This is a genomic window from Achromobacter sp. JCM 18799 (assembly GCF_055395645.1).
This window is the reverse complement of the sequence record NZ_AP043866.1, coordinates 1,907,179-1,919,972: the sequence shown is the minus strand read 5'-3', so window position 1 is coordinate 1,919,972 and position 12,794 is coordinate 1,907,179. Positions and strand designations below refer to the sequence as shown.

Genomic DNA, 12,794 nt, shown 5'->3' with positions numbered 1-12,794 from the left:
GGAGGAAGCGTGATTTCTCAAGAGCTTGAAGTCAGCCTGCATATGGCTTTCGTCGAGGCCCGTTCGGCCCGGCATGAATTTATTACCGTCGAGCATCTGCTGCTGGCGTTGCTCGACAACGCTTCGGCCGTTGAAGTGCTGCGCGCCTGCGCCGCGAACCTGGACGACCTGCGCCGCAATCTGCGCCAGTTCGTCTCGGAGAACACCCCGGTGATCCCGAGCGGCGCCGAGGTCGACACGCAGCCCACGCTGGGATTCCAGCGTGTGATCCAGCGCGCCATCATGCATGTATCCGCGGGAGGCACCGGCAAGAAGCCGGTTACCGGCGCCAATGTGCTCGTGGCCATTTTCGGCGAAAAGGATTCGCACGCCGTGTATTACCTGCAGCAGCAGGGCGTGACGCGGCTGGACGTTGTCAATTTTCTGTCGCATGGCATTACCAAACAGCCCCAGGTGGAGTCCGCCGCCGTGCAGAAAGAGCAGCAGACCAATGGTGAAGAGCAGGGCGAATCGCGTCAGTCGCCACTGGACCAGTACGCCACCGACCTGAATGCCGCCGCGTTGGCGGGCCGCATCGATCCCCTCATCGGACGCGAGCACGAAGTCGAGCGCGTGATCCAGGTGCTGTGCCGCCGCCGCAAGAACAATCCGCTGCTGGTCGGCGAGGCCGGCGTGGGCAAGACCGCGATCGCCGAAGGCCTGGCCTGGCGCATCACGCGCGGCGAAGTGCCCGAAATCCTGCAGGCCGCCCAGGTCTTTTCGCTGGACATGGGCGCCTTGCTGGCGGGCACCAAGTACCGCGGCGATTTCGAGCAGCGCCTGAAGGGCGTGCTCAAGCAGATCCGCGGCAACCCCGACGCCATCCTGTTCATCGACGAGATCCATACGCTGATCGGCGCCGGCTCGGCATCGGGCGGCACGCTGGACGCGTCCAACCTCTTGAAGCCCGCCTTGTCTTCCGGGCAGCTCAAGTGCATCGGCGCGACCACCTACACCGAATACCGCGGCGTCTTTGAAAAAGACCACGCGCTGTCGCGCCGTTTCCAGAAGATCGATGTGGCCGAACCTAGCGTCGAACAGACCGTGCAGATCCTGCGCGGCCTGAAGAGCCGCTTCGAAGAGCACCACAGCGTGCGCTACTCGTCCGCCGCCCTGTCGGCCGCGGCCGAACTGTCGGCGCGCTTCATCAATGACCGCCATCTGCCGGACAAGGCCATCGACGTGATCGACGAGGCCGGCGCCGCGCAGCGCCTGCTGCCGCGCTCGCGCCAAAAGAAGGTAATCGGCAAGGTGGACATCGAGAACATCGTGTCCAAGATCGCGCGCATTCCGCCGCAGTCCGTCTCCAACGACGACCGCAGCAAGCTCGCGACGCTGGACCGCGACCTGAAGACCGTGGTCTTCGGCCAGGACAACGCCATCGAAGCCCTGTCTGCCGCCATCAAGATGGCGCGCTCGGGCCTGGGCAAGCCGGAAAAGCCGATCGGCGCCTTCCTGTTCTCCGGTCCCACCGGCGTGGGCAAGACCGAGGTCGCGCGCCAGCTGGCTTTCACGCTGGGCGTGGAGCTGCTGCGTTTCGACATGTCGGAATACATGGAGCGGCACGCGGTGTCGCGCCTGATCGGCGCGCCTCCGGGCTACGTCGGTTTCGACCAGGGCGGCCTGCTGACCGAGGCCATCACCAAGCAGCCGCACTGCGTGCTGCTGCTCGATGAAATCGAAAAGGCGCACCCGGATGTGTTCAACATCCTGCTGCAGGTCATGGACCACGGCACGCTGACCGACAACAACGGCCGCAAGGCGGACTTCCGCAACGTCATTCTCATCATGACGACCAACGCGGGCGCCGAAACCCTGAACCGTCCGTCGATCGGCTTCGCGAATTCGCGCGTGGTGGGTGACGAAATGGCGGAAATCCGCCGCATGTTCACCCCCGAGTTCCGCAACCGCCTGGACGCGATCATCCCGTTCGCGCCGCTGGACCGCGAAATCATCCTGCGCGTGGTGGACAAGTTCCTCATGCAGCTGGAAGACCAACTGCACGAGCGTCGCGTGGAAGCCATCTTCACCACGAGTCTGCGCGAGCATCTCGCCAAGGAAGGGTTCGATCCGCTCATGGGCGCACGTCCCATGCAGCGCCTCATCCAGGACACCATCCGGCGTGCGCTGGCCGACGAGCTGCTGTTCGGCAAGCTGGTCGATGGCGGCACGGTCACGGTCGACCTGGACGAGGAAGGCAAGGTCAAGCTGGACTTCGACGAGAACGGCAAGCCGCCCTCGTCGGATGCGCCTGACAAACAGGAAGTCGAACTGGTCGACTAGGCGACTCAATGACCGCGGACCGCCAGCCGCTGATCGAGTGCGAGCACTGCGCAAGCATCTATCGCCGGCATCAGCTTGAACCTGGCGAGACCGCCAATTGCGCCCGCTGCGGCGCCACCTTGTGGCGTTACAGCGGGCTTACTTTGTCCAATTGGCTGGCCCTCGCCATTGCCGCCCTCATCGTGTTCGGGGTGGCCAACGCCTATCCCGTCGCTTCGATGTCCGTGCAGGGCATGGTGCAGCAGGCGTCCTTGCTGGACGCCATTTTCATCACCTGGCGGCAGGACCACTGGGTCGTCGCCATCATGACCGGCATGGCGGGCTTCGCGTTGCCGATGCTGCAGCTTTCCGTGTTGCTGTGGGTGTTGGGGCCGCTTTCGCGCGGCCGCGAGCCCCTGGGCTTCCGTACCGCGATGCGCCTGTTGGGCTTTCTGCGGCCCTGGTGCATGGTTCCGGTGTTCCTCCTGGGCGTGCTGGTGGCTGTGGTGAAGCTGGCGGGCATGGCCGCCGTGACTCCAGGCATCGGGCTGGTCGCGTTCGGCATCCTGACCATCCTGTTGACGATGCTGGGGCGGCTGTCGCCGCATGTGCTGTGGCGCTACGCCGAGAGTGTGGGCGTGGTGCCGGTGCATATACCCCAGACTGCGCCGGACACGGTACTGACCGGATGTCATGTCTGTGGTCAGGTGCAGGCGCTGCCCCGCGCGGCCGACCCGGAAGAACACCACCACTGCGTGCGTTGCGACGCCCTGGTGCATTTCCGCAAGCCCGATCATCTGGCACGCACCTGGGCGCTGTTGCTGGCAGCCGTGGTGTTCTATATCCCGGCCAACGTGCTGCCGGTGATGCAGGTCAGGTCGGTGTTAGGCGACAGCGCCCATACCATCCTGGGCGGCGTGGTTGAACTGTGGGATATGGGCTCCTGGGATATTGCGCTGATCGTCTTCATCGCCAGCGTGGCGGTGCCGCTGACCAAGCTGCTGGCGCTCATGCTGTTGCTGTTGACGGAACAGTGGCGCAGCACCACCAACCTGCGCCCGCGCACGCGCCTGTATCAAATGGTCGAGTTCATCGGTCAATGGTCGATGCTGGATGTTTTTGTCGTTATATTGCTGGCGGCGTTGGCGGATTTCCAGGGCTTGATGGAAATCAGCGCCGGCGCGGGTGCGGCGGCGTTCGGGCTGACAGTGATCCTGACCATGTTGTCTGCCATGAGTTTCGACCTGCGCCGCAGTTGGGATCTGGAAGGACAAAGTGAAATAGAATCGCCGCCAGTGGAAGGCGGGCGCCAGCCGGCGTCTCTTGCCGGCAAGGAAATGGGCTAGGAAGCTCCGCGGCTTCCGTCCACGAACAAGGAAGAGTAGATGTCCGAGCAAGCACCCGGATCCGGTGAAGAGAAGTTCGCGTCACCCGCGATCTCGCGCAAGAAGAAGAGCCGGATTTCATGGATCTGGCTGGTGCCCATCGTGGCGGCCCTGATGGGCCTGTCGCTGGTCGTGCGGACCTGGATGCAGGCGGGGCCCGACATCTCGATTTCGTTCAATACTGCAGAAGGGCTGGAAGTCGGCAAGACCCAGCTGCGCTACAAGGACGTGAACATCGGCGCGGTGAAGTCCATCGGCTTCAACGAAGACCGCACCAAGGTGGTGGTGCGGGCCGAGCTGTCCAAGGATGTTTCCGATCTGGCCCGCGAAGGCACCAACTTCTGGGTGGTGCGCCCGCGTCTGGACGTGAGCGGCGTGTCCGGCCTGGGCACGCTGCTGTCCGGCGCCTATATCGGCGTGGACGCGGCCGAAGGCAAGGACAGTTCCAAGAAGGCTACCAAGCTGCATTTCGAAGGCCTGGAGGTTCCGCCGGCGGTTACGCATGACCGCGCCGGCAAGCGTTTCAAGCTCAGGGCCTCTGATCTGGGCTCGCTCGATATCGGCTCGCCCGTGTACTTCCGCCGCATCAACGTGGGCCGCGTGATCGGCTACGCGCTGGATGAAACCGGCAAGGCCGTGAACGTCGAGGTGTTCGTGGACGCGCCCAACGACAAGTTCGTGACCCAAGGCTCGCGCTTCTGGAACGCCAGCGGCGTCGACTTCAGCGTCAACGCCGACGGACTCAAGGTACGCACGCAATCGCTGGTGTCGATGGCGGTGGGGGGCGTCGCTTTCGAACCGGTCCTGACCACGCGCGATTCGGGCAAGCAGGCGCAGGCCGACGCCCAGTTCGACCTGTACGCGACCGAGGCGGCCGCCAAGGCCAATCCGGACGGCGAGGCCTTCCCGATCCGCATGCGTTTTGACCAGTCGATCCGCGGCCTGACGGTGGGCGCGCCCATCGATTTCAGCGGCATCACGCTGGGCAACGTCACGCAGATCAACATGGACTTCGATCCGATCGCCAAGCGCTTCTATTCGCTGGTGGACGCCACCCTGTATCCGGAACGCCTGGGGCGCGTGTTCGAAGAAGTGCGCGATCGCGCAGCCAAGGATGGCGACCTTGCCGGCAACCGCCTGCTGGGCGGCATGATCAAGCACGGCCTGCGCGCGCAGCTGCGCACCGCCAACCTGCTGACCGGCCAGCTGTACGTGGCGCTGGACGACTTCCCGAACGCCAAGCCGGTTGAGTTCAAGGTCTCGGATCCGGCCATGATTCCGACGGTGCCCGGCAACCTGGACCAATTGCAGCAGCAGATCAGCAACATCGTCGCCAAGATCGAGAAGATTCCGTTCGACAAGATCGGCGAGGACCTGCGCACCACGCTGGCCAGCACCTCCAAGCTGATGAACCGCCTGGACAAGCAGGTCGCGCCTGAAGCGCAGAACATGCTCAAGCAGGCCAAGGAATCCATGGCGCAGGTCAACGCGCTGCTGGCCTCCGATGCGTCCTTGCCGGTCAACACGGAGAAGGCGATGCAGGAACTGGGCCGCGCGGCCCGTTCGCTGCGCGCCCTGGCCGACTTCCTGCAAGCCAACCCCGAGGCCTTGTTGCGCGGCCGCGGCCCAGACCCGATCCCCGGCGCCGGTCCTGTCAGGAACTGAACCCCATGAATAGACGCCCATTCCCCCGCGCCCGCCAGGCGACTCCGAGTTCCGAGCAGCCGCGATCCGCGGCCCCCCGTTTGCGTCCGCTCCTGTCCTTGCTGGCTTTGTCGGCGGCGCTGGCTGGCTGCGGAGCGTCTGCGCCCGTGCACTATCACACCTTGCAGGCGCCAGCGGCCCAGGCGCCGGCCGCCGGCGTGGCGCCCGCCAGCTTCCTGATCGAGGTGCAACCGGTCAACATTTCGACGCAGGCGGACCAGCCGCAGCTGATGGTGCGCAGCGGCGAGGGCAGCTTGGCGGCGCTGTACTCCGAGCGCTGGAGTTCGCCGCTGGGCGACGAGCTGCGCGGCGCACTGTCGGACGCGCTGAAGCGTGAGCTGGGCGCCCTGGACGTGCAACTGGTCAAGCCCGGGCCGGGCGCCGCGGTCTGGCGCGTGCAGACCGACGTGCAGCGGTTCGAGCTGGAGCCGGGCCGCATGGCCCAGCTCGATGCGACCTGGCGCGTGCGGCCGGTCAACATGAAGGGTTCCGGCCTGCTTTGCCGCAGCGTGGTGACGGAACCGGTGACGGAAGAGGGCGTGCCGGCCATGATCGCCGCGCAGCAGCGCGCCGTGGTCAGCCTGGCCGGCGCCATGGCCTCGGCCATACGGGGGCAGACCCCGGCGGGATCGGGCTCGGTGCAGATGCTGGGCTGCGCGGCGCTCAAGGATTGATCGTCCAGCCAAAAATCCCGCCTGATCTCAAATGGTTAACCTAGGGTTAACCATAGTGCAAAGCAAGTTGCAACCTGTCTAGCATACGGTCCTACCCATGCCGGGTCCCGCAAGGACCCGGTACTACCTTTGCCATGCGACAGGAAGCAATCTCTTATGGCCAGCACGACCCTAGGCGTTAAAGTCGACGACGCGCTCCGCGACCGGCTGAAGGCCGCCGCGCAAAAGCTCAACTGCACGCCGCACTGGCTGCACAAGCAGGCGATCCTTTCCTACCTGGACAAGATCGAGCGCGGCCACCTGCCCGCCGAGATGTCGCACCTGGGCATGGACGCGGGCGGCGAGGACGAGGCGGGCGAGGGCCATTCCGCGCCCACGCCGCCGTTCTATGAATTCGGCCAGGACGTGCAGCCGCAGTCGGTGCTGCGCGCGGCCATCACCGCCGCCTACCGGCGTCCCGAGCCCGAGTGCGTGCCGCTGCTGCTGGGCCAGGCCCGCATGCCCAATCTGGAAAAGATCCACGCCATGGCCGCCGATCTGGTCCGGAAGCTGCGCGGCAAGCGCAGCGGCGGCGGGGTGGAAGGGCTGATCCAGGAGTTCTCGCTGTCCAGCCAGGAAGGCGTGGCGCTGATGTGCCTGGCCGAAGCGCTGCTGCGCATTCCCGACCGCGCCACGCGCGATGCGCTGATCCGCGACAAGGTGGCTCGCGGCGACTGGAAGTCGCACATGGGCGGCTCGCAATCCCTGTTCGTCAACGCCGCCACCTGGGGCCTGATGATCACGGGCAAGCTGGTGGCCGTGAGCAGCGAACAGTCGCTGTCCAAGGCGTTGACCCGGCTGATCGGCAAGGGCGGCGAGCCCTTGGTGCGCAAGGGCGTGAACATGGCCATGCGCATGATGGGCGAACAGTTCGTGTCGGGCCAGACCATTTCCGAAGCCCTGGCCAACAACCGCAAGATGGAAGCCCGCGGCTTTCGCTATTCCTACGACATGCTGGGCGAGGCCGCGACCACGGCCGAGGACGCCGACCGCTATTACGCCTCGTACGAGCAAGCCATCCATGCCATCGGCAAGGCCGCGGCCGGCCGCGGCATCTATGAAGGCCCGGGCATCTCGATCAAGCTGTCGGCGCTGCATCCGCGGTATTCGCGCGCCCAGCGCGAACGCGTCATGGCCGAGCTGCTGCCGCGCGTGAAGGCACTGACCGTGTTGGCGCGCAGCTACGACATCGGCCTGAACATCGACGCCGAGGAAGCCGATCGCCTGGAGATCTCGCTGGACCTGCTGGAGGCGCTCTGTTTCGAGCCCGAGCTGGACGGCTGGAACGGCATCGGCTTCGTCATCCAGGCCTACCAGAAGCGCGCGCCCTTCGTGATCGACTACGTGATCGACCTGGCCCGCCGCAGCCGCCATCGCGTGATGGTGCGCCTGGTCAAGGGCGCGTACTGGGACAGCGAGATCAAGCGCGCCCAGGTCGACGGCCTGGAAGGCTATCCGGTCTATACCCGCAAGGTCTACACGGACGTGGCCTACCTGGCCTGCGCCCGCAAGCTGCTGGGCGCGCCGGAAGCGGTGTTCCCGCAGTTCGCCACGCACAATGCCTACACCCTGTCCGCGATCTACCAATTGGCGGGGCAGAACTATTACCCGGGCCAATACGAGTTCCAATGCCTGCACGGCATGGGCGAGCCGCTGTACGACGAAGTCGTGGGCGCGCTGTCGCAGGGCAAGCTCAACCGTCCGTGCCGCATCTACGCGCCGGTCGGCACGCATGAAACGCTGCTGGCCTACCTGGTGCGCCGCCTGCTGGAAAACGGCGCCAACACCTCGTTCGTGAACCTGATCGGCGACGACAGCATTCCGGTCGAGCAACTGGTGGCTGACCCGGTGGAAGCCGCCGCGCGCATCGCGCCGCTGGGCGCGCCGCACGAGAAGATTCCGCTGCCGCGCGAACTCTATGGCGACCCGCAGGAGGGCGCCCGCGCCAACTCGGCGGGCCTGGACCTGAGCAACGAGCATCGGCTGGGTTCGCTGTCCGCGGCCCTGCTGGCCAGCGCCGCCATGCCGTGGCGCGCCGGCCCCATGCTGGGCGAGGGCGAAGGGGCCTGGGATGCCTCGCGCGCCATGGAAGTCCGCAACCCCGCCAATCTGCGCGACGTGGTGGGCCACGTGGTCGAAGCGCAGGCAGACGAGGCGGAGATCGCGCTGCGCGCCGCTGCCAATGCCGCTCCCATCTGGCAATCCACGCCGGTGGCCGAACGCGCCCAGTGCCTGCGCCGCGCCGCGCAATTGCTGGAAGAGCAGATGCAGACCCTGCTGGGCCTGATCGTGCGCGAAGCCGGCAAGTCATTGCCCAACGCCATCGCCGAGGTGCGCGAGGCCGTGGACTTCCTGCGCTATTACGCGGACCAGGCCGAAACGGAATTCAGCAACGACACGCACCGGCCGCTGGGCACGGTGCTGTGCATCAGCCCCTGGAACTTCCCGCTGGCCATCTTCACCGGCCAGGTCGCGGCCGCCCTGGCCGCCGGCAACACGGTGGTGGCCAAGCCCGCCGAACAGACGCCGCTGATCGCCGCGCAAGCCGTGGCCATCCTGCGCGCGGCCGGCGTGCCTGCCGGCGCCGTGCAGCTGCTGCCGGGCCGCGGCGAAACCGTGGGCGCGCAGCTGGTCGCAAGCCCCGGCGTGCGCGGCGTGATGTTCACCGGCTCCACCGATGTGGCGCGCATCATCGCGCGCACGCTGGCGGACCGCCTGGACGACGCCGGCCACACCATTCCGCTGATCGCCGAAACGGGTGGCCAGAACGCCATGGTGGTGGATTCCTCGGCCCTGTCCGAACAGGTCGTGTTCGACGTGCTGACCTCCGCGTTTGATTCGGCGGGGCAGCGCTGTTCGGCGCTGCGCGTGCTGTGCGTGCAGGAAGACAACGCCGACCACGTGCTGACCATGCTGCGCGGCGCGATGCGCGAACTGAGCGTGGGCAACCCCGACCGCCTGTCGGTGGACGTGGGGCCGGTGATCGATACGGAAGCGCGCAACGGCATCCAGCGGCACATCGAAACGATGCGCACCGCGGGCCATCGCGTGGACCAGGTGGAACTCAACGGCGAATGCCGCCACGGCACCTTCGTGCCGCCGACCATCATCGAAATCGACCACGTCAGCGAATTGACGCGCGAAGTGTTCGGGCCCGTGCTGCACGTGGTGCGCTACCAGCGCGATGAGCTCGACGCCTTGCTGGATGCCATCAACGGCACCGGCTACGGCCTGACCTTCGGCGTGCACACCCGCATCGACGAGACCATCGCACACGTGACCGGCCAGGTCCATGCGGGCAATGTCTACGTCAACCGCAATATCGTGGGCGCGGTGGTGGGCGTGCAGCCCTTCGGCGGCGAAGGCTTGTCCGGCACCGGCCCCAAGGCCGGCGGTCCGCTCTATATGCACCGTCTGCTGGGCACGCGGCCGGCCGGTCTGCCGCCGGCGCTGGACGCGGCGGCGGCGCTGCCGCAGCGCATTGCGCTGCCTGGGCCGACCGGCGAGACCAATACCTATGTGGTGGAGCCGCGCGGCGCCGTGTATTGCGTGGCCGCCACCGAAGCGGGCGCGCGGGCGCAGTGGTCCGTCGCCAAGCTGACCGGCAACCATGCCTGGTTCGCGGACACGCCCGCGGCGCAGGCGCTGCTGGCGTCGCTGGACGCCGGCCAGCAGGAGCAGGCGGGCATCCTGGCCGACGATGAGGTCGACCAGGCGGACTATCAGGCGGTGCTGTTCGAAGGCGATGGCGACGCGCTGCAGGCGCTGAACCAGCGCATCGCACAGCGCCCGGGCGCCATCCTGTCGGTCCATGGCCTGACCCCCGACGCGATCGCGGCGGGCGCCGGCTACGTGCCGGAACGCCTGCTGGCGGAGCGCTCCGTCAGCGTCAATACGGCAGCGGCAGGCGGCAATGCTAGCCTCATGACCATAGGTTGAGTCTGATATAGGACAACCCTCAGGCATCCAAGGGTTATCTCCAATATCGGGCGGGGTTGCACTGGAACGAAAATCCGGTCGCACCTTAAATCCGGAAGTCGCAACCCGGCTTCCGGATTTTGCAGAATATGCGTGCGCAAGCTCCCGCTACATCGGGCTTGCCGTAGTGAAAAACCAAAAGCCTGGCTAAAAGCTCAGGTATAACAAGGTCTTAAGTCCGACACTCGGAGGATACCCATGAAGTTCCGCACCACTTTGAAGCTTCTCGCCGCCAGCATCGCCGCCGCCGGCATGGCCGCCTCCGCGCAGGCTGCCGACGTCAAGTTCGGTTTTGCCGCACCGCTCACCGGCCCGCAATCGCACTATGGCGAGGACATGCAGAACGGCCTGAACCTGGCCCTGGAAGAAGCCAACAAGAAGGGCATCAAGGTCGACGGCGAAACCGCCAAGTTCGTGCTGGTGTCGCGCGACGACCAGGCCGATCCGCGCGTGGGCGTGCAGGTTGCCCAGCAGCTGGTCGACCAGGACGTGGTCGGCATCCTGGGCCACTTCAACTCGGGCACCACCATCCCCGCCTCGCGCGTCTACCATGAAGCCGGTCTGCCCCAGATCGCCATGGCGACCTCGCCGGAGTACACCAAGCAAGGCTACGAAACCACCTTCCGCATGATGACCAGCGACACCCAGCAGGGCGCCGCGGTCGGCAAGTTCATGGTGGAAAGCCTGAAGGCCAAGAAGGTCGCCATCATCGACGACCGCACCGCCTACGGCCAGGGCCTGGCCGACGAGGTCGAGAAGGCGGTCAAGGCCGCAGGCGGCCAGGTCGTGCGCCGCGAGTACACCACCGACAAGGCCAACGACTTCACCGCCATCCTGACCAACATCAAGGGCTCGGCGCCCGACGCCATCTTCTACGGCGGCCTGGACGCGCAATCCGGTCCGATGAAGCGCCAGCTGGCCACCCTGGGCCTGAAGGCGCCGCTGGTTTCGGGCGAAATGACCCGCAGCGACACCTTCATCAAGCTGGCCGGCGACGCCGCCGACGGCACCTACGCCTCGCTGGCCGGCGTGCCGCTGGACAAGATGGCCGCCGGCAAGGACTTCGAGCAGCGCTATCAGGCCCGCTTCAAGAAGGCCCCCGGCGTCTATGCTCCCTACGCCTATGACGGCGCCTGGAACATGATCACCGCCATCGAGCAGGCCGGCTCCGCCAAGCCCGAGAAGTACCTGCCGGCGCTGGCCAAGCTGAACCGCAAGGGCGCCACCAGCGAGCACATTTCCTACGACGCCAAGGGCGACCTGAAGGAAATCTCGGTCACCATCTACGAAGTCAAGAACGGCAAGTGGGAGATGGTTGAGACGATGGTCAGCCAGGCCAACTAAGGCGGCTGGACCGGGGCGGGAAGGCGGCTGCGCGCCGCGTCCCGCCCGTATTGCAGCGTGCGCGCCGTCAGGCGCGCGCCACGCGCGGCGCCGTGGCAGGCCTAGGGCCGTCACCGCAAGATACGCGCGATTTTTCCAGGCTTATTCAGCGGCCCCTATGGATATCTTCATTCAACAACTGATTAACGGCGTCACGCTAGTGTGGTGTCTCAAAAATAGATAGAACTATTTTGACCGGTGTTGGTCGAATCAGCTTCCTTATAGGAGACTACGCTGATGGCCCACCCTGGACGCCCCGCCACGAAGCTGCAGATCACCGATGCCGAGCGCGCAGAGCTGCATGCGCGACTGCGCGTACGCAAAGCGCCCGAGGACGAGAAGCTGCGCATGCGAATCGTGCTGGGCTGCGCAGATGGGGAGTCGGGCACCATGATTGCCCAACGCTTGGGCACGACGGTGCAAACTGTCTCCAAGTGGCGGCGGCGCTACCGGGCGTATCGTCTGGCGGGTTTGACCGATGCCCCGCGCGCTGGCCGCCCGCGCAGTGTGGGCGACGAGCAGGTTCAGCTCATTGTGGACAAGGTTCGCCAGAGCAAGCCTGACAACGCCACGCACTGGAGCGTGCGCCAGATGAGTCGGCACGCTGGCGTATCGCCCGCGACGGTGCAGCGCATCTGGCATGCCTTTGGGCTGAAGCCGCACCTGCAAGAAACCTTCAAGCTATCGACGGATCCCCATTTCGTGGACAAGGTACGGGATGTGGTGGGGCTGTATATGGCACCACCCGATCGCGCCTTGGTGCTGTGCGTGGACGAGAAGAGCCAGATCCAGGCTCTGGATCGCACCCAACCAGGGTTACCACTGACGTTTGGCAAACCCAGCACGCGCACGCACGATTACAAGCGCCATGGCACAACGTCGCTGTTTGCAGCGCTGGATGTGGCCACTGGCAAAGTCATAGGACAGCTCAAGCGCCGTCACCGCAGTGTGGAATTCCTGCAGTTCCTCAAAGCCATCGATGCAGCGGTGCCTGGCGAACAAGACATCCACCTGATCATGGACAACTACGGCACGCACAAGACGCAGGCAGTGCGGGCCTGGCTAGCAGCCCATCCTCGCTACCACGTTCACTTCACGCCCACCTCAGCGTCCTGGCTCAATCTGGTCGAGCGTTTCTTTAGCCAGATCAGCGAGCAGTGGATCAAGCGCAGCGCCCACACCAGCGTTGCTCAGCTGGAGCAATCCATACGGGAATACATTGATCGTCACAACGAGGATCCCAAGCCGTTCGTGTGGCATAAAAGTGCGGACACCATCTTGGCATCTGTGGCGCGGGCAGCGAGTACCATTATTTGATGATTACTTTTGA

7 protein-coding genes are annotated in these 12,794 nt (G+C 65.6%); all 7 read left to right on the top strand.

The window, feature by feature from the left end; all coding sequences use genetic code 11:
* Positions 1-9: 9 nt before the first annotated feature.
* The 7 genes from clpA (at position 10) to ACZ5YA_RS09080 (ending at position 12,781) form a co-directional block, all read left to right on the top strand.
* Positions 10-2,322, top strand: coding sequence for an ATP-dependent Clp protease ATP-binding subunit ClpA (clpA, locus tag ACZ5YA_RS09110; RefSeq protein WP_059379976.1), 2,313 nt, complete (start codon positions 10-12; stop codon positions 2,320-2,322).
* Positions 2,323-2,330: 8 nt separating this feature from the next.
* A complete protein-coding gene (locus ACZ5YA_RS09105; RefSeq protein ID WP_059379875.1) occupies positions 2,331-3,647 on the top strand; it encodes a paraquat-inducible protein A in 1,317 nt (438 codons plus the stop codon).
* 39 nt (positions 3,648-3,686) lie between these two features.
* Positions 3,687-5,351 (top strand): PqiB family protein, encoded by a 1,665-nt coding sequence (locus ACZ5YA_RS09100; protein WP_059379874.1) that lies wholly within the window; start codon positions 3,687-3,689, stop codon positions 5,349-5,351.
* A 5-nt stretch (positions 5,352-5,356) separates the two neighbouring features.
* The gene (locus tag ACZ5YA_RS09095) at positions 5,357-6,064 is read left to right on the top strand and encodes a PqiC family protein (RefSeq protein WP_251881662.1); all 708 of its coding nucleotides are present in this window, start codon (positions 5,357-5,359) and stop codon (positions 6,062-6,064) included.
* 156 nt (positions 6,065-6,220) lie between these two features.
* Positions 6,221-10,042, top strand: a complete 3,822-nt coding sequence (putA, locus tag ACZ5YA_RS09090; RefSeq protein ID WP_464092393.1) for a trifunctional transcriptional regulator/proline dehydrogenase/L-glutamate gamma-semialdehyde dehydrogenase — start codon at positions 6,221-6,223, stop codon at positions 10,040-10,042.
* 237 nt (positions 10,043-10,279) lie between these two features.
* Complete coding sequence (locus ACZ5YA_RS09085; RefSeq protein ID WP_059379871.1) at positions 10,280-11,425, top strand: branched-chain amino acid ABC transporter substrate-binding protein; 1,146 nt, start codon at positions 10,280-10,282, stop codon at positions 11,423-11,425.
* A 276-nt stretch (positions 11,426-11,701) separates the two neighbouring features.
* Positions 11,702-12,781 carry an IS630 family transposase gene (locus ACZ5YA_RS09080; RefSeq protein WP_005801445.1) on the top strand — a complete coding sequence of 360 codons (1,080 nt, stop codon included), beginning with the start codon at positions 11,702-11,704 and terminating at the stop codon, positions 12,779-12,781.
* The last annotated feature ends 13 nt before the right edge of the window (positions 12,782-12,794 follow it).